General features: G+C 62.3%; 19 protein-coding genes, 1 tRNA gene and 1 pseudogene. 8 read left to right on the top strand and 13 right to left on the bottom strand.

The window, feature by feature from the left end:
* From fdxH to GD429_RS02660, 7 genes are all read left to right on the top strand, one after another.
* Positions 1–915, top strand: coding sequence for a formate dehydrogenase subunit beta (gene fdxH, locus GD429_RS02690; protein ID WP_034179967.1), 915 nt, complete (start codon positions 1–3; stop codon positions 913–915).
* Positions 912–1,538: a formate dehydrogenase subunit gamma gene (locus GD429_RS02685; protein WP_059599523.1), complete on the top strand. Its 627-nt coding sequence runs from the start codon at positions 912–914 to the stop codon at positions 1,536–1,538. Before fdxH ends, GD429_RS02685 begins: the two co-directional genes overlap by 4 nt.
* A 106-nt stretch (positions 1,539–1,644) precedes the next feature.
* Positions 1,645–2,580 (top strand): formate dehydrogenase accessory protein FdhE, encoded by a 936-nt coding sequence (gene fdhE, locus GD429_RS02680; protein WP_321574362.1) that lies wholly within the window; start codon positions 1,645–1,647, stop codon positions 2,578–2,580.
* 74 nt (positions 2,581–2,654) lie between these two features.
* Positions 2,655–4,094, top strand: coding sequence for an L-seryl-tRNA(Sec) selenium transferase (gene selA / locus GD429_RS02675; RefSeq protein ID WP_321574361.1), 1,440 nt, complete (start codon positions 2,655–2,657; stop codon positions 4,092–4,094).
* Positions 4,091–6,016, top strand: a complete 1,926-nt coding sequence (gene selB / locus GD429_RS02670) for a selenocysteine-specific translation elongation factor (RefSeq protein WP_152855552.1) — start codon at positions 4,091–4,093, stop codon at positions 6,014–6,016. Before selA ends, selB begins: the two co-directional genes overlap by 4 nt.
* Before the next feature lie 32 nt (positions 6,017–6,048).
* Positions 6,049–6,144, top strand: a tRNA-Sec gene (locus GD429_RS02665).
* 170 nt (positions 6,145–6,314) lie between these two features.
* Positions 6,315–7,568 carry a tyrosine-type recombinase/integrase gene (locus tag GD429_RS02660; protein ID WP_152855551.1) on the top strand — a complete coding sequence of 418 codons (1,254 nt, stop codon included), beginning with the start codon at positions 6,315–6,317 and terminating at the stop codon, positions 7,566–7,568.
* Between the two features lie 347 nt (positions 7,569–7,915).
* Here GD429_RS02660 and GD429_RS02655 read toward each other — a convergent pair whose 3' ends face one another.
* On the bottom strand, positions 7,916–8,209 hold the full coding sequence (locus tag GD429_RS02655) for an H-NS family nucleoid-associated regulatory protein (RefSeq protein WP_152855550.1): 294 nt from the start codon (positions 8,207–8,209) through the stop codon (positions 7,916–7,918).
* Between the two features lie 684 nt (positions 8,210–8,893).
* Here GD429_RS02655 and GD429_RS02650 point away from each other — a divergent pair.
* Positions 8,894–9,460, top strand: coding sequence for a hypothetical protein (locus tag GD429_RS02650; RefSeq protein ID WP_152855549.1), 567 nt, complete (start codon positions 8,894–8,896; stop codon positions 9,458–9,460).
* Positions 9,461–9,642: 182 nt separating this feature from the next.
* On the opposite strand, the pseudogene GD429_RS02645 reads toward GD429_RS02650, so the two are convergent.
* The 12 genes and pseudogenes from GD429_RS02645 to GD429_RS02590 form a co-directional block, all read right to left on the bottom strand.
* A pseudogene (locus GD429_RS02645) lies at positions 9,643–10,176 on the bottom strand (acyl-homoserine-lactone synthase); the annotation flags it as partial.
* A 243-nt stretch (positions 10,177–10,419) separates the two neighbouring features.
* Positions 10,420–11,202, bottom strand: a complete 783-nt coding sequence (locus tag GD429_RS02640) for a LuxR family transcriptional regulator (protein ID WP_152855548.1) — start codon at positions 11,200–11,202, stop codon at positions 10,420–10,422.
* 340 nt (positions 11,203–11,542) lie between these two features.
* Complete coding sequence (locus GD429_RS02635) at positions 11,543–12,469, bottom strand: 3-oxoacyl-ACP synthase (RefSeq protein WP_152855547.1); 927 nt, start codon at positions 12,467–12,469, stop codon at positions 11,543–11,545.
* Positions 12,466–13,509: a 3-oxoacyl-ACP synthase gene (locus GD429_RS02630; protein ID WP_152855546.1), complete on the bottom strand. Its 1,044-nt coding sequence runs from the start codon at positions 13,507–13,509 to the stop codon at positions 12,466–12,468. Before GD429_RS02630 ends, GD429_RS02635 begins: the two co-directional genes overlap by 4 nt.
* Positions 13,506–14,099, bottom strand: coding sequence for a GNAT family N-acetyltransferase (locus GD429_RS02625; RefSeq protein ID WP_152855545.1), 594 nt, complete (start codon positions 14,097–14,099; stop codon positions 13,506–13,508). Before GD429_RS02625 ends, GD429_RS02630 begins: the two co-directional genes overlap by 4 nt.
* Complete coding sequence (locus tag GD429_RS02620; RefSeq protein WP_152855544.1) at positions 14,096–15,205, bottom strand: acyl-CoA dehydrogenase family protein; 1,110 nt, start codon at positions 15,203–15,205, stop codon at positions 14,096–14,098. Before GD429_RS02620 ends, GD429_RS02625 begins: the two co-directional genes overlap by 4 nt.
* Positions 15,206–15,233: 28 nt before the next feature.
* Positions 15,234–16,442: a pyridoxal-dependent decarboxylase, exosortase A system-associated gene (locus tag GD429_RS02615; RefSeq protein WP_152855543.1), complete on the bottom strand. Its 1,209-nt coding sequence runs from the start codon at positions 16,440–16,442 to the stop codon at positions 15,234–15,236.
* Positions 16,439–18,058, bottom strand: coding sequence for an acyl-CoA ligase (AMP-forming), exosortase A system-associated (locus GD429_RS02610; RefSeq protein ID WP_152855542.1), 1,620 nt, complete (start codon positions 18,056–18,058; stop codon positions 16,439–16,441). Before GD429_RS02610 ends, GD429_RS02615 begins: the two co-directional genes overlap by 4 nt.
* A gap of 51 nt (positions 18,059–18,109) precedes the next feature.
* A complete protein-coding gene (locus GD429_RS02605) occupies positions 18,110–19,057 on the bottom strand; it encodes a 3-oxoacyl-[acyl-carrier-protein] synthase III C-terminal domain-containing protein (protein ID WP_152855541.1) in 948 nt (315 codons plus the stop codon).
* Complete coding sequence (locus tag GD429_RS02600) at positions 19,054–19,953, bottom strand: 3-oxoacyl-[acyl-carrier-protein] synthase III C-terminal domain-containing protein (protein WP_193727043.1); 900 nt, start codon at positions 19,951–19,953, stop codon at positions 19,054–19,056. The genes GD429_RS02605 and GD429_RS02600 overlap by 4 nt, the downstream gene beginning before the upstream one ends.
* 121 nt (positions 19,954–20,074) lie before the next feature.
* Positions 20,075–20,353 (bottom strand): acyl carrier protein, encoded by a 279-nt coding sequence (locus GD429_RS02595; RefSeq protein WP_152855539.1) that lies wholly within the window; start codon positions 20,351–20,353, stop codon positions 20,075–20,077.
* A gap of 31 nt (positions 20,354–20,384) precedes the next feature.
* A complete protein-coding gene (locus GD429_RS02590) occupies positions 20,385–21,644 on the bottom strand; it encodes an acyl-CoA dehydrogenase family protein (protein WP_152855538.1) in 1,260 nt (419 codons plus the stop codon).
* Positions 21,645–21,667: the final 23 nt, after the last annotated feature.

Below are 21,667 nucleotides of genomic sequence, written 5' to 3'. Positions count from 1 at the left end.
ATGGCATTGCAATCGCTGGATATCAAGCGCGTCTCGGCCACCACGACGCCACCGCCCACGGTGCGCGAACCGGTGACCGGGAGCGTCGCGAAGCTGATCGACGTATCGAAGTGCATCGGCTGCAAGGCATGCCAGACGGCGTGCATGGAGTGGAACGACCTGCGCGACGAGGTCGGCACCAACGTCGGCGTGTACGACAACCCGGCCGACCTGACCGAGCACTCTTGGACGGTCATGCGGTTTTCCGAATACGAAAACCCGGCCGGCGACCTCGAATGGCTGATCCGCAAGGACGGCTGCATGCACTGCGAGGATCCGGGCTGCCTGAAGGCGTGTCCGTCGCCGGGCGCGATCGTGCAGTACAACAACGGGATCGTCGATTTCCACGAGGAGAACTGCATCGGTTGCGGCTATTGCGTGACCGGCTGCCCGTTCAACGTTCCGCGGATCTCGAAGAAGGATCATCGCGCGTACAAGTGCACGCTCTGTTCCGACCGCGTCGCGGTCGGCCAGGAACCGGCCTGCGTGAAGACCTGCCCGACGGGCGCGATCGTGTTCGGCACCAAGGAGGACATGAAGCAGCACGCGGCCGAGCGGATCGAGGACCTGAAGGAGCGCGGCTTCGAGCATGCGGGGCTGTACGACCCGCAGGGCGTCGGCGGCACGCACGTGATGTACGTGCTGCACCATGCCGACAAGCCGTCGCTGTACCACGGGCTGCCCGACAATCCGTCGATCAGCCCGATGGTGAAGCTGTGGAAGGGCATCGCGAAGCCGCTCGCGGTCGCCGGCATCGCGCTGACGGCGCTTGCCGGGTTCTTCCACTATGTCCGGGTCGGCCCGAACGAGGTGAGCGACGACGAGGAATCGGCCGCGCGCGACGAGGCGCGACGCATCAAGGAGGACGCGAAATGAAGCACGACGACCCCAACCTGATCGTCCGCTACTCGGCGAACGAGCGCACGAACCACTGGATCACCGCGATCACGTTCGTGCTGCTCGCGTTGTCCGGGCTCGCGCTGTTCCATCCGTCGATGTTCTGGCTGACCGCGCTGTTCGGCGGCGGCCAGTGGACGCGGATCCTGCATCCGTTCGTCGGCCTCGTGATGTTCGTGTCGTTCGCGATCCTGGTGGTGCGCTTCTGGCACCACAACGCACTCGACGCGGACGACCGGCAGTGGCTGAAGCAGATCGGCGACGTGCTGACCAACCAGGAAGACAAGCTGCCGCCAGTCGGCCGCTATAACGCCGGGCAGAAGCTGCTATTCTTTACGCTGGTGGCGTGCCTGCTGTTGCTCCTGTTGTCGGGGATCGTGATCTGGCGGCGCTACTTCTCGTTCTACTTCCCGATCGGGGTGATCCGCGCGGCCGCTGTCGTGCATGCCGTGGCGGCCTTCGTGCTGATCGCGAGCATCATCGTGCACATTTACGCGGCGTTGTGGGTGAAGGGCTCGATCGGCGCGATGGTGCGTGGCACCGTCACGCTGGGCTGGGCTCGCAAGCATCACCCGAAGTGGTTCCGTGAAAGCGTGAAATAACGCACCGGAGCGGGCGGCTCGCCGATCGCGGCGGGCCGCTCCGTCAGCCGTCGGAACCGCCCGAAGCGCCGATCCGTCGGCGCTTGTTTATTTGGAATACATTTCTGTGACACAACGCATTCTCGAACCGACCGAGATCTCGGCACTCGATCATTCGGCCATTCCGCGCTTTCGCCTGCCGGAGCGCGCCACCGTGTTTTCGGCGCGCGCCGCGCGGCTGCGCAAGCTTGCCGACCTGAACCCGATCAGCGGCTACCTGCGGCTGATGGCCACCGTCGCCGATGCGCAGCACGCGACGCTGCAGACGCTGGAGCTGCCGCTGCCGTCGAAGGAAGCGATCGCGCGTGCGCAGCAGCATTCGATGCCGCTCGTGCCGGCTCTTGACGGCGAGCGCGATCCGCGCTGGCGCGCCGTGCTGTACGAACTGCTCGATCGCGTCGAAGGCGCGGGGCTCATCAATCCGCCGCTCGCGAAGCTGCTCGACCGGCTGCGCCTGATGGCGCCCGCCGAACTCGATGCGCAGGCCGACGCGATCCTCGCACTGCGTTTCGCCGAGGTCGACCCGGCCACCGCGCCGTTCCTGATGGCCGCGCTGCAGGTCGTGTGGACCGATCTCGCCAGCCGCGTGACGCCGGCCGACGTTCCGTATCTCGACCAGCCGGGGCTGTGCCCGGTGTGCGGCTCGCATCCGGTCGCGAGCGTCGTGCGGGTGGGCGGCCAGTTCCAGGGCTACCGTTTCCTGCAGTGCGGCCTGTGCACGACCGAGTGGCATATGGTGCGCACGAAGTGCACGCACTGCGATTCGACGAAGGGCATCGCATACCACGGGATCGAGGGCGGCAGCGAAGCCGTCAAGGCCGAATCGTGCGACGAGTGCAAGACCTACCGCAAGATCGGCTATCAGGAGAAGGACTACGAGTTCGAGCCGCTGGCGGACGATCTCGCGAGTCTCACGCTCGACCTGCTGATGAACGAGGCCGGATACCAGCGCAGTTCGCCGAACCCGCTGCTGTGGCCGGATGTCTCGCGGGAAGCGGATTGACGGCACGGGGCCGGGGGCGGTGCGCGAGCGCCGGCCTCGGCCGACTGCGAAGCTGAGACTGGAGCCACTACTACGTGACCGAACCGGGTGTGAATGAACTGAACGCAGTACTGGCGCGTGTGCCGTCGGTCGAGCGCGTGTTGTCGTCGGCACCGCTGCAACCGCTGCTTGCCGACCATGGCCGCACGCGCGTGCTGAGCGCCGTGCGCGCCGAACTCGAACGCTGGCGTACCGCCGCGCAGCACGATCCGGCGGCGGCCGAGCCGCTCGACGAGCCGCGCATCGCCGCGGCCGTCGCGCGCACGCTGGCCGCGCAGAGCGCCGGCGCCGTGCGCACGGTGTTCAACCTGACCGGCACCGTGCTGCATACGAATCTCGGGCGCGCGCTGTTGCCCGACGACGCGGTGCGCGCGGTGATCGACGTGCTTACGCGGCCCGTCAACCTCGAATTCGATCTCGCCACGGGCCGTCGCGGCGATCGCGACGACCTGATCGACGATCTGTTGTGCGAACTGACGGGCGCGGAAGCGGCGACCGTCGTCAACAACAATGCGGCGGCCGTGCTGCTGACGCTGTCGGCGCTCGCGACGAAGCGCGAAGTCGTCGTGTCGCGCGGCGAGCTGGTCGAGATCGGCGGCGCCTTCCGGATTCCCGACATCATGAGTCGCGCCGGCGCCAGGTTGCGCGAGGTCGGCACGACCAACCGCACCCATCTGCGCGACTACGCGGACGCTATCGGCCCACGCACCGCGCTGCTGATGAAGGTGCACTGCAGCAACTATGCGATCAGCGGCTTCACGAAGGAGGCGACGCTCGCCGAACTCGCGCCGCTCGCGCGCGAGCATGGGCTGCCGGTCGCCGTCGATCTCGGCAGCGGCACGCTCGCCGACCTGTCGTTATGGGGGCTGCCGCACGAGACGACCGTGCAGGAAACCGTCGCCGCCGGCGCAAACGTTGTCACCTTCAGCGGCGACAAATTGCTCGGCGGGCCGCAGGCCGGCCTGATCGTCGGCGATCGCGCACTGGTCGCGAAGATCAAGAAACATCCGCTCAAGCGCGCGCTGCGCGTCGGCAAGCTGACGCTCGCGGCGCTCGAGCCCGTGCTGCGGCTCTACCAGGCGCCCGAATTCCTGCGGGAGCGGCTCACGACGTTGCGCCTGCTGACGCGTCCGCAGCGCGAGATCGCCGAGGCCGCCGAGCGCGTGCGCCCGGCGCTGCAGGCCGCGCTCGGCAACGGTTTCGACGTGACGGTCGAACCGATGTTCAGCCAGATCGGCAGCGGCGCGCTGCCGGTCGACCAACTGCCGAGCGCCGGGCTCGTCGTGCGCACGCCGGACGGCAAGCGCGGCGGCCGCGCGCTCGCACAGCTCGAGAAGCGGCTGCGCGAATGGCCGCGCCCGGTGATCGGCCGCATCGCCGACAACGCGCTGCGGCTCGACCTGCGCTGCCTCGAAGCCGCCGACGAAGCGGCATTCGTCGCGCAATGCGTGCCGTCAGAGGGGCCCACTGCATGATCGTCGGTACCGCGGGGCACATAGACCACGGCAAGACGACGCTTGTGCGGGCGCTGACGGGCGTCGATACCGACCGCTTGAAGGAAGAGAAGGCGCGCGGCATTTCGATCGAGCTGGGCTATGCGTATACGCCGCTCGAGAACGGCGACGTGCTCGGCCTGATCGACGTGCCGGGCCACGAGAAGCTGATTCACACGATGGCGGCCGGCGCGTGCGGGATCGACTTCGCGCTGCTCGTGATCGCCGCCGACGACGGCGTGATGCCGCAGACGCGCGAGCATCTCGCGATCCTGCAACTGCTCGGCGTCACGCATGGCGCGGTCGCGCTGACGAAGTGCGATCGTGTCGACGCCGCGCGCGTTGCCCAGGCGCGCGACGAGATCGCCGCATGGCTGCACGACTCGACGCTGGCCGGCGCGCCGATCTTCGAAACCCGTGCGACGGCTGCGGACGATCCGGGCGTCGCCGCGTTGAAGCGTCACCTGGCCGACGCGGCGATCGCATGGCGCGCGCGCCGCGACGACGGCCTGTTCCGGCTCGCGGTCGATCGCGTGTTTACGCTCGCGGGGCAGGGGACCGTCGTGACGGGCACCGCGTTCGCGGGCCGCGTCGCGACGGGCGACACGCTCGCGATCGTGCGCACGGGCGGCGCGGCGCGCGTGCGCAGCATCCATGCGCAGAACCGGCCGGTCGAGGCCGGCCGCGCGGGCGAGCGTTGCGCACTGAACCTGGCCGGCGTCGACAAGGCCGACGTGGAGCGCGGCGATACCGTCGCCGATGCGCGGCTCGCCGCGACGTCGCCGCGCGTGGACGTCGAGTTGACGCTGCTCGCGGACGCGGGGCTGACGCTCACGCACTGGGCGCCGCTGCACGTGCATCTCGGCACGCTGCATCGCGTCGCGCATGTCGCGCTGCTCGACGGCGATACGCTCGCGTCCGGCCAGCGCATGCGCGTGCAACTGGTATTCGACGAACCGGTGTTCGCGCTGCCGGGCGACCGCTTTATCGTCCGCAATCCGCAGGCGACCCGCACCGTTGGCGGCGGTCGCGTGCTCGATCCGTTCGGGCCGGCGAGCAAGCGTCGCACGCCGGCGCGCCGCGCGTGGCTCGATGCGCTCGCCGAGTGGCTCGACGCGGGGCGTCTCGATGCGCTGCTCGCGCAGGCGCCGCTCGGCATTCCGCGCGCGACGCTCACGCATCTCACCGGTTTCGCGCCGGACGCGCTCGCGTTGCCCGACGACGCGCTGGCGATCGGGCAGCGCGATGCCGCGTCGAACGACGGCGCGGTGATTTCGCATGCGCACTGGCGCGCGCTGCAGACGCGGGCGATCGATACGCTGCGCGCGTATCACGAGCGCATGCCCGACGAACAGGGACTCGACGCCGCGCGCCTGCGGCGGATGGCTGCACCGCTCGCCGGCGATGCGCTGTGGCGCGCGCTCGTCGATGCGCTGGTGGGTGGCGGCGAAGTCGCGCGAAGCGGTCCGTGGCTGCATCTGCCGTCGCATTCGGTGAACCTCGATTCGCGCGAGGAAGCGCTGGCGCGGCAACTGCTGCCGCTGATTCATGCAGGGCGCTTCGATCCGCCGTGGGTACGCGACCTGGCCCGCGACACGGGCGCGGCCGAGGACGCGGTGCGCACGCTGCTGCGCAAGCTTGCGCGGCGCGGTAACGTGCACCAGGTCGTGCGCGACCTGTTCTATCACGCGGATGTCGTACGCGAGCTGGCGGAACTGGTCGCGCATCTCGCGCCTTCGTACGGCGGCGGGCTCGATGCCGCGACGTTTCGCGACGCGACGGGGCTCGGCCGCAAGCGCGCGATCCAGATTCTCGAGTTCTTCGATCGGGTTGGGTATACTCGCTTCCGCCGCGATCTTCACTTCCTGCGGCCTGACAGCGGTTGGGTGGGTATTCAGGCGTAGGTGCTCGTTGTTCTTTTGGTTTTTCTCCTCACGGAAGGCATTCGTATCCGGTGGTACGGCTGGACTTCAAATCCAGTTGGGGGTGTCAGACACTCCTGGGTCAGTTCGACTCTGGCTGCCTTCCGCCAGTCAAGGCTTCCGCAGCGTTCCTGCGACTTCCGTAAACGCGCCGTAGATCGCTGATTTCAAAGCGATTTGTGGGTAACGTCGTGCTTGCCGCTTCCGCTCGCGTCCCGCACAATTTCCGCACGAAGTATGGGTAGCGGCGTGGGTTTTGTGGGTAGGAAAGGAGGGCGACATGGCGGGACGACAGTTGCATCGACTCAGCGCGCTGCGCGTCGCGAAGGCGGCCGATCCCGGCCATTACGCGGACGGCGGTGGCCTCTATATGCAGATCGCCGACAGCGGTGCACGCTCTTGGGTGTTTCGCTTCAAGCTCGACGGACGTCTGCGGGAAATGGGCCTCGGCTCGCTCTCGCGGGTTTCACTTGGAGAAGCCCGGAAACTGGCCAGCGGATATCGCGAGATGGTTGGGAACCAGATCGATCCTATCCTCGCACGGCGCGAAGAGCAGCGTCGGCGACAGCTTGATATCTCGATCGACGCCAATGTGACGTTCCGTGAGGCGGCTGAAGCGTTCATCCGCGCACGCGAACCGGAATGGCGAAACCGCAAGCATGTCCAGCAATGGGGCAACACGCTGAAGACGTACGCCTATCCCATCATCGGTGATGTGCGCGTGCGCGACATCGACACCGCGATGATCGTGCGTATCCTGCAGCCGATCTGGACCAAAAAGGCAGAAACGGCACGCCGGGTGCGCGGGCGCATCAAGGCAATCCTCGACGCGGAGACCGTGATGGGTCACCGCACCGGCGGCAACCCGGCCCGATACGTCGACCATCTCCAACTGGTGTTGCCGCGTTCGAAGAAGCGCTCGCAGATCAAGCATCATCCAGCACTGCCATGGGAAGACCTGCCGACGTTCATCCGGGAACTGGAACTCCGTCCCCGCCGGGCAGCACGGGTACTGCACCTGCTCATTCTCACGGCGACTCGTACGAACGAGGTCCGATTTGCGCGGGTCGACGAATTCGATCTCGACAGTCGTATCTGGAGCATCCCGGGCGATCGCACGAAAAGCGGTCGGCCGCTGCGCGTGCCGCTTTGTGAACGCGCCGTCGAAGTCGTCCGTGCTGCATTACCCAAGGCCAAATATGGGTATCTTTTCCCCGGCTGCACGGAAGGGCGCCCGCTGTCGAACATGGCAATGTTGGCCTTGTTGAAACGCATGTTGTACTCCGGGATCACCGTGCACGGTTTCCGGTCGACATTTCGTGACTGGGTCGCCGAATGTACCGACTATCCGGATTCCCTGGCAGAGGAAGCCTTGGCGCACATCATTACCTCGCAGACGATCGCGGCTTATCGGCGCCGCGATCAGCTCGAAAGACGGCGGCTCATGATGGAAGACTGGGGGGCGTATTGTTCAAGCGGACGCACGCATGAGCCATCAATGGCGCCAACCATTCCGCAAACGTTTGCCGCCTAAATCGATGCTGCTTCTCCTCTGGAAACGGCGCCGTGGGTCAGGTGTGTTCACACTCGCCCCGTATCGCGAGTGTGGGGCTATGTCGTCAGTATGTCGTTTGATCCTGGTGCAGTGCAGGCCGAATTCATCGACATCTGGCGGTATCGCTGCTACGTGAGAAATAGAGTTACCACCGAGACGAACGGCATGGATTCCGAAGGAGTGTGGGGTGTCTTCAACGTTCGGCAGCTAAGGTGGATCTGAATCGCTTGGGCCGGCACGGTTTGATACAGATTCGATGGGCCTGCAGTATGAAACTGCAGGCCCAGAGCGTGTCCGTCGAGCGACCGATCGTTAAGCTGCGGTGATCATTCGGCGATCAAGAAGCGATCACGTTTCTTACCTTTGATCCATGACGGTTCGCGCCCACGCCCGCTCCACGTTTTGCCCGTCTTCGGATCCTGATACTTCGGCGTCACGGGCTGGCTGCCATTCGCGCCACGTGCGCGCTTACGCCCGAAGACTTGTTCCGGCGTGAGGCCATACTCTTGGATACGTGCGCGAACCTCTTCGAGCACGGTCTGTAGTTCGGCCTGCCTAGCTTCTTCCGCCTGCAGGAGCAGTGCATCAGCCTTGGCTTTTAACTCATGATAGGTGGCCATTCTTCACTCCGCTTGGTTAAAGGAAACAGTATTCAAATCGTCGCTTTGAACAGCACAATTCAGGGCGACGCATCGTGTCTGCGACATGTCATTGTTCGGCAGCGCAATTGGAATGACTGGGCGATTTTCTCATCGTTTGGACCACGAGTCGATCATTTATCGTCGCCGTGGGACGCCGAAGCCATACATTCGACTATTGCAGTTGGGTACGAAAATTGCCGATGTTCATCGGCGAATTGTCGCGTGGTCGTACGTCGGGCGCCGATGTACGGTCAACTGATCTGATCCGCCCGGGGCGGGTAGCGGCCGTCTCGATTGGATTGCGTCGGAGGCACAATGAGGATGCCTATTTTGCGATCGAGAGGGGCTGCCAAAGCGTAAAGCATCAGACAAGCTGCGTTAATTTTTTGGGGACGCGCATGACCTAGTGCAATTGATAGCCCGACTCTGTCGCAATGTAGTGGTTGGATGTTTCGTTTTTTTCATGGAGCTTAAACTTGCCAGACACGCTGATTGCTGATTGGCGTCCTCCTAATCTTCACAGTTGACACTGCTGCGTGAAGGAACGAAAAAAGATGCACTGACCTGGGCCAGCACGATGAGTCCGGTCAGGTCGGTGCATCAATGGTCCGATTTTTCGCGGTGTGTGGAGTACATATCGCCACGTTCGAGGCGAGGTCTGCGATGGAGCAACGCGATAATGTTTGGCGATCGAGTGATACAAACGCATGCTTGACACCGGCCTGCGATTGCGAGGCTTTGCAGATACGTTTGCGACGCGCCGAAGCCCAGATTCGCCGCCTGACAAGATGCGTTGAACTGAAAGACGCGAAGCTGTGCGAGCTTGGCAAGGTTCTGGCGAACTCGGCGACTGCGCACTATTGCGTTGAGGAGCGATTGCAGCGTGAACTCGACGCGCTACGGATTGATATGCCGGCCGACGTGTCAAGCGAGCCCCACGGTCCAGTTGATGGCGGTTCAATGGGAGGCGGTGTGATCGTTCGGCTGCCTTATCTGACCGCGATCCTGTCGGTGTTGTTTGATGCAATGCATGTGTTTTGGGCCGACTGCGATGACGGTCGCCTGCCAAAATCTTCGACGGTCGCTCATGCAATTGACGAACGTCTCGGATTGCGCGCACAGGCAAGCGGCGAAGGTTCGCGCACAGGTCAGGCCTACGCGTCCGCCATCCGGCCAGACTGGGTAAAGGATGGGGATAACCGGCATCACCGCCAACGATCCACATCCTAGTTGTGGTCTTGGAAGTCGAGCGCACCAATGCCGGCGGAGCGCGACGGTACCGCAAGGGCGGCGTCTATTGCATGCCTGCCGCGCAGAGAGCAACGCGTAGCACGGTCCCCCAGCGAGTCAGGAACTTTCGACGCGAGCGATCGATACCATGTGATTGACGATCGGAGGCTATCGAAGTCGGTTCCAAGGTTGGCGAACGCGGCGGGCGTGAGATCAATGGCACAGACGACGAACGACAAGCCAGCGGTCTCTCGATGAGGTCCCACATACTGAAGATCGAGGCCAAAACGGCGATACAGTCGTGCGATGGCCGGGGTGACGACACCAATGATGCGGGTTGCGCCGAGGGATGCCGCGACGGCCATGACATAGGGAAAGAGTTGCATGCCGGAACCAGCGAACCGCGATAGCTCCCATACGGTCGGTGAGCAGGGAAAGTCGAGATTCGACGATCGAGGAAACAGTTCCCGGAGCAGGTACGGGGCGGTAGTTGGCATCAGGCGTGCGCAACCACATATTTTCCCCTCGGAAGTGAGTGCAACAACCTGAATGGTGGTTTCGCCATCGAAGTGATCCCATTCCAGGGTTTCATTTTCCTTAATATCGGGTAGGGGCCAGCCGAGGCGACGCACGAACACGTCGTACCGGAACGCGCCGAGTCCATCACGAAGTTCAAGCGGCAAGTCGCTTAACCCACCCGCGATAATGAGTGGCATTTGCGTTCTCCATCGTTTATTGATGGTCGCCACCCTATCAAGTCAAAACGATTACCGGAACTAGTGAGATAGGGAGGAGGTGCAAATGAATATCGGACGCGAATTATCCGCTCGATTGAAGATTTCAGAATGGTCCAGCACTATTCAATATATGGGATTCGAGGGTTCCGGAGACGTGGTTAAACAGTGCCGGTGATGTGTTTGCAAATTATTCGAAGAGGTTTTTGACTAGAAATACAGGTCCTAATCAAGCAATCCGCAATTTGAGGCGATGACAGCGGCTGCTATCCTGCTATTCACGTTCAGGATCTTCATTGCTTCAGCGATATGATATTCGACTGTGTGGCGGGATATCTCAAGAATCATACAGATTTCCGACGATGTTTTTCCTCGCGCGACCCACGAAAGACATTCACGCTGACGTGGAGAAAGCTCAACGAATGCCTTCGGACTGGGAGGGGCGAAGCGATCCAGCTCCAAACGAAATAGATTGCTGATAACGCTTGCAAGCTGCCGGCTCGTTCCTGCATTGATACGGGATGAAGGCCCTGAAAGATTGATGAGCAAAATACTGCCCCCGACCTCGCGGATTGGGACGCTAACCCCATTTTTGAGTCCGGCGTCGCCCGCTTCCACGAGCACATGTCGCTCAGCGTGGTTCAAGTCGGTAATATCGCCCCAGCGATAAGGTCCGGAGGAAGTAAAAGCCGCTCGATGCACGGGATCGACGAGACCGTAGTTGCGCTGTAGATAGTACTGTACCCAGTTATTGGGATAATGTGAGCAGATTGCCTCCATAGACATGCTGGGTCTAGAGCGAATGTAAGTCAGGGCGATCCGTGTGACGGCGTAACACGGAAAACCCAATGGAAGCACCGCATTGCCGAGCAAGTCAGAAAGCGAGGAGATATCTTTTGCTTGGGTAAAGAGAGACAGGATTGGCGTCATTCGAGCGGCCAATGTGACATTCCATGGTGGTGGTTTGGATGCTTTTTTGTTTGTGCGGTGCCGAAATCGCGTTCTCATGGCGCTGCCTCGTTTATTGCCTAGTGACATTAACAGAAATGCTGGATTAGAGTGCCGGCACTCTGGCGGCGGCTCGAGCAAACAGTATGGTAGTGGGGTGGTGATTGCGCGCGCATCCGCTATGCTGTGGCAGACGTCGGAGGTTACGTCGAGATGGACGTTCGGCGCGTAGCTAGTGTGAAGTCTAATGGTTGGAATCGGAACGTCATCCAATAGTTTGTAATAATTTAATACGGAATTGTTTAAAAAAAGGATGCCGTGCTGAACGGATGAAGTATCGCGATGTATTAGTAATCGTGTGCTGCGCCGACGGCGAAATTGGTTGGATTAAATAGTCTCGTTATCGAATGAAGAGCGCCGCTCCGGAAAATCCTCCCACTCCGCGGGCGCATAGCAGGAAAGGCTTACCGGGAACCAGATCATCGCAGTCGGCGAGATTGATGAATGGATCGCTGACCGTCACATGCGCGATGCGGGCAAAGTTGTCAGTAAACAGGCACCGTGCTGGAAGACCGAGCGATGCGACAGTTCGGCGCCAGGTGGGCAGATCAAGATGGGAAGGCAAGATGCGCTGAATCTCGGCTAGGGGCACATTCGCCACGGCGCTCGTTTGCGTCGCGAGTCGACGGGCCGCAAAGAAGTACTGCGCTGCGAAACGCGATTCATCTTCTCCCAGTGTGCCGCGCCAACCTTCTCCGCTCGCGTGAAATGCCAATGAGACCAATCGATTGATCGAGGCATTGCGTTCGACGAGCACGGCAGACGCGCCGTCGCTGAGCAATCCGGCCCCGGCGATCGACCGGTCGCTTGCGAGGGGCATGACGTCTGCGCCGACCAGCAGGCCGCGGTTGATGGCCGGACGGGCGGTAAACATCGCGCGAATGATTCGTAGCGCGCCCAGTGATGAGGCGCAATGCTGTTGCGCGAACGAGAATGCCTCCGCCTGCTCGAAACCAAAGTGTTCGCATAGCAGGCGTGGAAGGGATAGCGGCGGTGGGGCGACGCTGCCCTGAAGCGTATGAACGTAGACGAGAAAGTCGATCGTGTCGGGAGCAAAGCGGGTCGCACGAACGAGCGATTGGATGGCATTCGCGGCGAGGGAAAGCGCAGTCTGTCCTCGAGCATCATAGAACGAGCGCACCCCCGCTTCTTCGAGGCGTTTGACGGTCTCGACGGACTGCTTCGTTCGTTGGGCCCAACTGCGGACATCGTCGGCCGGCTCAGGCAGGTAGTAAGCGGTATGGACGATCCCGATAGAAGCGCTCATGACGGATTGAGATATAAGTGCGGCCTGCCATGCGATTCGAACAGTGCGCAGCCGACGAAACCGCCCAGGCCGATGCCGCACGTCAGGATTCGGTCGCACGCTGGCAGGTCGTGAGATTCGAGTACATTGGCGAGTTGCACGATAGGTTCGGCTGCACCTAGATGGGCGCAGCGGTGGTCGGGAAATTCAACGACACGGCGACTGAGATGTCGGCAAATAGCTTCATCAAGTCGCGGAATTCCTGTTCCCACGATGGTGCCAAGGTCGTTCGGTTGAAGCGCTTGTCGGAGCAGTATCGCGTCGATCGTCGATCGCAGCGCCGGAACCCAATCTGTGCGGATATCTCGGCTTGTGAGTGGGGCGGCTGTCGAGAACCGATGGAGGCGGCTGGTGCGCGCGTCGATGAGCATCAGTCCGCAGGACGCGGGTCTGGAGCGTTCCACGAGGATCGCACTGGCTGCGTCGCCCTGCACGATTCCCTGATCCGTCCATCGCGAAAACGGCCGACACCACTTTTCTGCAGCGACGATCAAGATGGTGTGGATTTCGGGCTCCGCAATCAACAGATCACTCGCCAACTGGAGCGCGGTGAACGTGGAGGCCCCCTGCTGTTGGGAGATGGAGAACGGGAAGCAGGGCGTGCTGATTACTGCGCGCAGGCGTCCAGCGGTCGTTGTGGACACGTGCTCGTTGAGGCTACTGTGGCAGAACATTGCAATATCGATCGGCGCTGCATTGGCTGGCCGCGCAGCACATATGGTTTGCGCCACTTTCGCGGCGAGCCCGGATAGATCGGTATCGCGCTCAACAGGCACACAACGAAATTCGTCCGGCGCTGCGCTGATTGCGGCGCTTGCGGTTGCAGCCGCCTTCTTCGTGCGGTGGAGGGCGTAATCCGCTTGCCACGACGTGACCCACGCGTGCCAACCGGAGCGCATCGGAGCACCGAGCGTCGGCTCGATTCCGCACTCACGATCACGATGTACGCGGACCGTGCGCGGCACGTAGCTGGCAAGTGCCGTGATCACGGGTGTATTCATGGTGCACGCGGTAGCGCGAGGTCCTCGGGCAGCAGGTCGTAGAGAAGTCGCCCGACGCGTATGCCATCGACGAGATGGCAGTCTCGTTGCTGTCCGATCAGACGAAAACCCAGGCGCGCGAGCAGACGTTGCGACGGAACATTGCAGTCGACAGCCCATGCGGTGATGCACCGCAGCTGATCACGGACGAACGCTTCATGAAGGAGGCATGTCGCTGCGTGGAAAGCCATATTGACGCAGGTTGGCCGCAACCGGTCGCGAAGGATCCAGAATGAGCCCGTCGAGAAGCGATGCGTGACATCACTGACGGCGACCACACCGCTCGGCAGCGGATAGCCGGCCGCACCGAACACGCGTATTCGATGCTGTCTGCTGTGGACCATCGCTTGCACCGCCAATGCGGGTAGGGTTTGGCGGCCAAGCCCGAAGTCGAACCACCGGCTGATGGTCGGCTGGGCGAGCCAGGTGACGATATCATCGATGTCATTCGGCCCTGGTTCGCGTAACCAGCACGTGGAAGACGTTACATGTGTGGCAGCATTGTCCACCGAGGGCGGAGACGTGCCGTCCGCAGGGGCGCAGCCATTCATCCGTCGACCTCCTCATTCGCCATCCGCGGCTGCGCGAGCCAGCCGAGCGCTGTGTCGATGCGCTGCAGCAGGAAGGCAAACCAGTGGCCCGTCTGGAAGCGGACTGCCGGCGGGAGACCTTCAACGTAACCGTGGCCGCCGCAAAGCTGCACGAATTCGCGATTGACGCTGACAGACTCCGCCGCGACGTGTCGCAGTAACTGACGGACCAGCGAGACCGGCGCCGACGGGCGGGCCGCACAAACAGCTTGCAGAAAGAGATGGGTGCCATGGGCGGTGATCAGCATGTCAGATAGGCGCGCCGCGACGAGTTGGTGGCTTGCTAACGGCTTTCGGAACGCTTGCCGAGTCGCCGCGTAATCGAACGCGAACCGGATGCTATGTTGCATGGTGCCCGTCAAGAGCGCAGCGAGATAGAGGCCGATTTCCGTCATGTATGTTTGCGCGGGAAGAACGCTATCGCTGTCGGCTCGCGCAATCACGGCCAGCGGCGTTTCGGCCGCGGCCTCGTCGAAATGCAATTGCTCCAGCATGAGGGCGCCGAGCGTGGCGATGCTTGTTGATCGCGAAGATCGCTGACTACGTGGGCGCTCAGTGAGGAGTAGACGCCGCTGGTCATCGATCCGAAAGCCGAGGGTCACCGCACCGCCCAGGGGACCGAGTTGCCATATGGTTGCGTTGTCGATGCCCGGCACGGACAACGCAATCGCTGTCGTGCCGTCGAAATACGCCTGAACAGGCCGAGCCAGAACCGGACCGAGCGCATTGTGCGTGCGGAGCGCCATGAGCGCGGGTGCGGTCAGCGTCAACTCCATCGCACGCTCGAGCGGTCCAGCGGCGAGCGCTTCGACAACAAGCGCCAGACCGTGACGATCGATTCCCAGACCGCCGTACTCCTCGGGTAGGACCATGGCTCCAAGATCCAGTGTTGCGGCAGCGAGCCTGCCGGTTTCTTGCCACGCGGCTACGCTGGGTGAACCGGCAAGCAAGGGCTCCAGTCGGTCGCGGGCGAAGCGTTGGCTCGCGATATAGAGGTTGCGTTGATCATCGGTCAGTACCCACGGCGCCGGAGCCGGCCCCGGCGGGAAGGAATCAGGGGAGAACATCACAATCCTCCGCAAAGAACGAGGGTGGTCAGACGAGCATCTCGATCGCATCAGGGTGGCCGAGAAAGTCCTTGGGGCTGGCCGAGCGTCCATACGCACCGGATTGGAAGACGACCACAAAGTCCCCAATGCGAGCTTCGGGAAGCAGCACGTCGTCGGCGATCCGGTCGAGCGGCGTGCACAGGCATCCGACGATGTGGCAGCGCTCCGTAGGGGTTTGAGTCTGGCGATTCCCGATCACGACCGGAAAATTGCGGCGCAGGATCTGCCCGAAGTTCCCGGATGCCGCCAGATGGTGGTGCAGGCCGCCATCGGTGATCAGGAACGTTCGGTCGCGGGATACCTTGCGGTCGATCACTCGGCACACATAGATGCCGGCTTCGCCGACCAGATATCGTCCAAATTCCAGGGCCGCGCGTGTGTCCGGTAAACGACCGCGGAATACGCCGAGCCAATCGTGCATGGCATCGGCGACCGCAGCGAGGTCAAGTGGTGTTTCCCCCGCAAAATAGGGGATGCCGAAACCGCCTCCGAAGTTCACGTATTGCGGTGCGACTGGCAGGCCGTTGGCCAATCTCACGACGAGGTCCGCGCTTTTGCGTTGAGCTTCGATGACGGTCGGAGCGTGCAGACACTGGGATCCCCAAAAAATGTGGAAACCGGCCAGCGTCACTTCTCTGGCATCGAGTTCGCGCAGTAGCCCGGGCACCTGCTCCGCGTCGAGCCCAAAAGGGGTGACCCCGCCACCCATGCGCATGCCGCTGTGATCGACGCGAAAGTCCGGGTTGACTCGAATGGCGACCTTCGGCTGCACACCGAGCTCCCAGCCAAGTGCTGTCACGAGGTGCAGTTGGGTGATCGATTCGAGGTGAATGTTGACACCGCTTGCGACGGCGCGACGCAAGTCGTCGCGGCTTTTGCCTGGGCCGGCAAAGCCGATCAGTTCTGCGGGCATGCCCGCATTCAGCGCAAGTGCCATCTCGTTGGCCGATGCCACGTCGAACCCGTCCATCTGGGGCGCGAGGTGATGGACGACCGCGGGCATTGGGTTCGCCTTGATCGAATAATGGAGGTCGATACCGGCTGGCAACGCATCGCGCAGCATGCATACACGCGCATCGAGCGTTGCGCGATCATAGGCGAAGAAGGGGGTGCGCCCTGCGCGATCGGCCAGGCGATTGATCGCGACGCCGCCGACGGTGAGGATACCTTCACGCTGACCAAACAGTCCGTTCATGATTGCCTCACTTCGGAGCCGGCGTCAGGGCCGGCAAACGCGGCGCGCAATGCGGCGCGATCGAATTTTCCGTTGGGGTTGCGCGGGACCGTCTCGCGAACCACGATGCGATGCGGCACCATGTAGCGCGGCAAATGCTCCACGCACCAGGCCTGAAGCACGTGAGCATCGAAGTCAGTGGCGGTTGGCACGACCAACAGGACGATCGCTTCGCCGAGGTCATCGTCAGCGATGCCGAAGGCAACCGCTTCCGTGACAAGGCCACTGTCATGAACCACTTCTTCAACCTCTTCAGGGCTGATGCGATAACCGGAGCTCTTGATCTGCGCATCGTTGCGTGCGACGAAGTACAGGAATCCTTCTGCATCTCGCCGTACCAGATCACCTGACCAGACAGCACGATCTCGCGGCGCGCCGCCGGGTTTCAGCTCGGGCGAAGGTCGATAGCGCTGGGCGGTGCGCGTCGCGTCATTCCAATAACCGAGCGTGACGCAGGCTCCGACATGGACGAGTTCTCCGGTTTCGTCCGGCCCACACGGCGAGCCATCATCGCGAACGACCAGAATTCGGGCGTTAGGTACGGCTTTCCCGATGGAATCGGGGCGACGATCGACCTCTGAGGGGTCGAGAAAAGTTGAGCGAAACGCCTCAGTCAGGCCATACATCAAATAGGGTTTGGCCTGCGGAAACAATTCCCGGAGTTGCTGCAAGACGGGCGCCGGCAGCTTACCGCCGGTATTCGCGAAGTAGCGCAGCGTCCGGCGTGCTGGCTCGGGCCAACTCGTACGGGCCAGTTGCATCCACAAGGGCGGTACGCCCGTGATCGCCGTAATGCGTTCGCTTGCGCAGGCAGCGACGACGTCTTGCGGTGCCAGATAGTTGATGAGCACGGCGGTGGCTCCCGCCGCCCAGGCCGATGTGAGCTGGCTCAGGCCGGCATCGAAGCTGAGCGGCAGGACGGCGAGGATGCGATCGGACGAGGCGTGGTTCAGATAGTGGGCAACGCTCCAGGCACCTTCGAGCAGGTTGCGGTGGCTGAGCATCACGCCTTTCGGCAGTCCGGTAGAACCCGAGGTGTAGAGGATGGCGGCCAAATCCGTGTCGACAGTGGACGACGCCGGAGAGCGCGACGGATCGTCACCATCGCGTCCTACGCAACCCGCGCTTGCCGATTCGGGCCAGCTGTGGACGCGCGTTGTGGTTCGGAGATGCCGGCTGGCGGAGTCGGCATCGTCGATGATGATCGTGTGGGAGACGCCGGTGATTCCATGTTCGTCAAGGACCCGCGCGCGCAGCGCGCTGGTGATCAGGCAATCGGCGCCGCAGTCGTGCAGGATGTGAGCGACCTGCTGGGGTTTGAGGAGCGGATTGATCGGAACGAACACGCATTGCGCGGCAGCTGCACCCAGTATCGACACGACGGTTTCGATACGTTTGTCCAGATAGATCGCAATGCGCGCGCCGACCGTGAATCCGAGTGCGTCGAGTGCATCGCCCATGCCGCGCGCGCGGTGAACGAGATCCTGATAGCGTACTCGGGCGGGACCGCAGACGAGCGCTTCCGCGTCAGGTGTACGGTTTGCAGCGGCTTGCACGAGGTCGAGGATATTTCTCATGACGGGTATCTGGATCGAATGTCGAGCGGTGAAAGGAAGTTGTTGGGCTGATCAGTGACGGACCACCATTGCGCCGAAGCAACCCGCCAAGCCACACGAGAACAGCAGCGACCAGCCGCTCGGTTCCCGCTTCGAACATGTCTGGAAGTTAATGAAGGGATCCGCGCCAAAGACGTGACCGATTGGCGCGAAGTTCTCCGTGAAAAGTCGCTCACGAGGAATGGCAAGCATTGTCATCAGTCTGAACCAGCCCGGCAGATTGGCGTGATGAGGCAGTACGTGCGTAATCTCGCGTGTCGTGATGCCTGCTTGTTGAATGGCGGCCCGCATGGTCGTGAATGCAGACCAGTAGTACCGATCGTCGGGAACCGGCTGCAGATCCTCGTCGGTGCCGCGGAAGGATCGTCCGTCTGTGTACACGTGCAGGCCCGCAATGGCGTTTCGACGTCCGTCTCGTTCGAGCAATAGCGCACAGGCACCGTCGCTATGGAGGGCAAGATCCTGGATGGCTCGCAGTCGGTCGCAGTGGGATCCGATCACATCGGCGCAGACCACGATTGCGCGCCGGATGGCGGGCCGCCGCATGGCGAGCGCTTGCAACACACGGATCGCGGCCATTGGCGAGACGCAGTGCTGCTGCGTGACTGAAAATGTGAGCGCGCGGTTCAGATTCAGTTGAGACTGGATCTGTTGCGTAGTACTCGCGGGCGGTGCGATGACGCTGGTCTGAATCGTGTGCGTGTACACGAACGCATCGATCGTTTCCGGTGCTGTTCGGGTGTCGTGCAGCAGGGACGATATGGCGTCGATGGCAAGTGTCACGGGCGATTCGCCAGCCGCGTCGAGGAACTGCGTTACGCCGTTTTCGATCAGTGCGCGTGCGCGAGCCGACGGCTGACCACATCGCTGGGCCCAGCGATGTGCATCCACCGTTCGATCCGGCAGACTGAATGCGATGCCAGCCAGTGCAAGCGAGCTAGGCTGTTGCGGCGCAATCATGATCGATCTCCACGATATTCTAGGAGAGCGCAACCGGCCTGCCCTTGGAAGCCGACGGACCAAACGAGGGCATGTTGTCCCTCGCTAGGGTTGATCGACCGCAGCAGCGCGTCGAGCCGTGCAGGCGTGTCAGCGGCGCAGAAATGGCCCGGCGCGTCCATACGTATGTGACAGACCCGTTCGGGCCGCAGTCCGCAACGCGTATTGGTTTCGTGAGCCAGTCGAGTGTCGATTGGCGCGGGAAGTACCCAGTCGACATTGGCAGGTTGTATACCTGCGCTTGCGCACGTCTCGCTAATGACGTCCGTGAGCGTCGATATGTAGACGGGTTCGCGTTCACTTGCGAGAGGTGGTATTCCGGGCGTCCGGACGGTGAGCTCGCTCACGCACCATCCCGGCCTGGGGTGTTTCGCGAGCAGTACGGCTGCGGCCCCGTCGCCCATGTCGATCAGTGCACCGATCCGACGTGAGAACGGCCGGCGCCAGCGTTCCGCGGCGACAATCACGACGGTGTTCAGTCGGATGTCAGCGCCCATCATCGCCACGGCAATCTCCAACGCCATCAGGAACGACACGCCTTGAAGCTGACCGACTGCCAGCGGTGCTCGGCTTGATCCAAGTTCGCTGTGGAGGCGGCAGGCACACGACAATGCCAGATCATGCTCTAAGCTTGTTGTGCACACGATGATTTGATCGGGTGTGGGCGCGGCGACCTGAGGCGACGATTCAAGCAGCGCTCGCACCGTGGCAAGTGCCATGTCGGACAACGTCAGGTCAGATTCCACAGCGACCCGGTGATCAGTCGCTCGTGATGCTTGCGGCAACGAAATACTGGCCACGCCAAATGGGGCACCACTGTCGCGCCACCGCAGCGTATCGGCATACACGGCTTGCATTACATCCTCTCGTGCGGACCCACCCGAAACCATGAATGGTTCCAGATGTGACGCGGCCGGGACATGGTGCTGTGGGATATATCGTGCCGTGGCGACAATGTGCGGTTCGTCGCCAGTGACGTTAGTCGAAGGACGCATGGGATTCGACGAACGAGACGAGATTACCGAAGCGCAGGAACAGATCGGCGGATAGATCCTCGGGGGCCAGCGTGAAGCCGAAGCGCTGTTCGAGTTGCAGCAGCAAGTCAGTCATATTCATTGAATCCACGCCGACATCGAAGAGGTTGGTGTCGTCGACGATGAGATCTGTGCTCAGGGTGCTGCCAAGTACCGATAGCAAGCAGGTTTTTACTGTCTCGGACACGCCAGCGGAGCTGGGGGAGGCGGGGTTGGGTGCCATGAACGATCTCCAGTGCGAATTTCGGACGGGTTCAGGATGGGTGTGCTTCTGTGGAGCGGTGCGACGCGGGAGAGATGGCCTCCCAGGGAAGTGATGCCGAGCGGAGTGCGGAGCGAGCAATCATGAGCCGCTGCAGGTCCCCGGTGCCTTCCATGATGTCGAAGGCCTTCGCATCGCGATAGCTTTGCTCAAGCGACGGAAAGGCAGCGATACCATCAAGGCCGGCGAGATCGATCGCCGCTCGGGTGACGCGGGCGGCTACTTGTGACGCATACGCCTTGGCCATTGACGAATCCATGGAAGTCGCGATGCTTTGATCGGTTTTCCACGCGGCGTGCCGGCAGAGCAACTGCGCTGTAGTGATTTGCCGATCGATATCGAGCAGAGCTTCGTTCACATCGGCAGTGCGCTGGTGTGGGTTCACAGGATGTCCGCCTGCTTCGAAGTAGGCGGCGAGATCGTCGCGTACTCGTCGACATGCGCCGACCATGACCGCCGAAAGTAGGGGACGAAAGTAGTCCCATGCGTGTTGTGCGCCCGAGAATGCGTCGCTAAGGGGCCTTTCGTCACCACGACTGAGAAGCGCGTCGTCAGATACTTCGCAATCGTTGTAAGAGAGAACTGCGAGCTGACTGGCGCGCAGTCCCACCATTTGCTCGACGCGATCAACAGAGAAGCCCGGGATATTGCGATCGACGTGGAACGCTCGAACGCCGAAACGACCAGCATGCCGATTGATGGTGGCGAACGTGATCACGTCGTCCGCGCGTGCGCCGTTGGTGATGAAGCACTTGGTACCATTCAGCACCCAGCCGCGTGCCGTCTTGCGAGCGGTGGTCCGCATCGCGGTCGCATCCGAGCCGCAGTCGGGCTCCGTAATGGCAAATGCACCCCAGCGCGGTGTGTCGCTGCGAAATCGTTCGAAGAATCGGGTCAGTTGCTCGCCGCTGCCGAGTGCGAGGACGGGGGGCATGGCGAGGCCGGGGCCGGGCAGCGCGAGCGCGAGTGCCGCGTCGGCGTACCCGAGATATTCCATCAGTGTGGCGCGCGACATCAGTGATTGCATGTCCGAGCAACCACCATACTCGGCCGGAACGAGATTCAAGTTCAGCGCAGGTACGTCCGACGGTGCACAAACTGCATCTGGAATCTGCCGTGTCCGGTCGGCTTCGGGGCCGTGCAAACGCATGCGTGCAGCCAGCTGATCCAGATCCAGCCCGTCGGCCGAGAGCTTGGCCCGGATGGTCGCAAGCGTAGATTGCACCTGAGACGACTTCACCGACTGTGACATGACGGATTTCTCCTGATGGCAAC

It is taken from the genome of Burkholderia sp. BE17, assembly GCF_009362305.1.
GTDB lineage: Bacteria > Pseudomonadota > Gammaproteobacteria > Burkholderiales > Burkholderiaceae > Burkholderia > Burkholderia pyrrocinia_C.
The sequence above is the reverse complement of the archived record's forward strand: the minus strand, read 5'-3'. Positions and strand labels throughout refer to the sequence as shown.

Excerpts from the sequence above, each read along its gene's own strand:
- GD429_RS02610 (WP_152855542.1), bottom strand. The coding sequence starts at position 18,058 with ATGAGAAATATCCTCGACCTCGTGCAAGCCGCTGCAAACCGTACACCT.
- GD429_RS02605 (WP_152855541.1), bottom strand. The coding sequence starts at position 19,057 with ATGATTGCGCCGCAACAGCCTAGCTCGCTTGCACTGGCTGGCATCGCA.
- GD429_RS02655 (WP_152855550.1), bottom strand. The coding sequence starts at position 8,209 with ATGGCCACCTATCATGAGTTAAAAGCCAAGGCTGATGCACTGCTCCTG.
- GD429_RS02685 (WP_059599523.1), top strand. The coding sequence starts at position 912 with ATGAAGCACGACGACCCCAACCTGATCGTCCGCTACTCGGCGAACGAG.
- fdxH (WP_034179967.1), top strand. The coding sequence starts at position 1 with ATGGCATTGCAATCGCTGGATATCAAGCGCGTCTCGGCCACCACGACG.
- GD429_RS02650 (WP_152855549.1), top strand. The coding sequence starts at position 8,894 with ATGGAGCAACGCGATAATGTTTGGCGATCGAGTGATACAAACGCATGC.
- GD429_RS02625 (WP_152855545.1), bottom strand. The coding sequence starts at position 14,099 with ATGAATGGCTGCGCCCCTGCGGACGGCACGTCTCCGCCCTCGGTGGAC.
- selB (WP_152855552.1), top strand. The coding sequence starts at position 4,091 with ATGATCGTCGGTACCGCGGGGCACATAGACCACGGCAAGACGACGCTT.
- GD429_RS02600 (WP_193727043.1), bottom strand. The coding sequence starts at position 19,953 with ATGCAAGCCGTGTATGCCGATACGCTGCGGTGGCGCGACAGTGGTGCC.
- GD429_RS02630 (WP_152855546.1), bottom strand. The coding sequence starts at position 13,509 with ATGAATACACCCGTGATCACGGCACTTGCCAGCTACGTGCCGCGCACG.
- GD429_RS02620 (WP_152855544.1), bottom strand. The coding sequence starts at position 15,205 with ATGTTCTCCCCTGATTCCTTCCCGCCGGGGCCGGCTCCGGCGCCGTGG.
- GD429_RS02595 (WP_152855539.1), bottom strand. The coding sequence starts at position 20,353 with ATGGCACCCAACCCCGCCTCCCCCAGCTCCGCTGGCGTGTCCGAGACA.
- GD429_RS02615 (WP_152855543.1), bottom strand. The coding sequence starts at position 16,442 with ATGAACGGACTGTTTGGTCAGCGTGAAGGTATCCTCACCGTCGGCGGC.
- GD429_RS02590 (WP_152855538.1), bottom strand. The coding sequence starts at position 21,644 with ATGTCACAGTCGGTGAAGTCGTCTCAGGTGCAATCTACGCTTGCGACC.
- GD429_RS02640 (WP_152855548.1), bottom strand. The coding sequence starts at position 11,202 with ATGAGAACGCGATTTCGGCACCGCACAAACAAAAAAGCATCCAAACCA.
- GD429_RS02635 (WP_152855547.1), bottom strand. The coding sequence starts at position 12,469 with ATGAGCGCTTCTATCGGGATCGTCCATACCGCTTACTACCTGCCTGAG.
- GD429_RS02660 (WP_152855551.1), top strand. The coding sequence starts at position 6,315 with ATGGCGGGACGACAGTTGCATCGACTCAGCGCGCTGCGCGTCGCGAAG.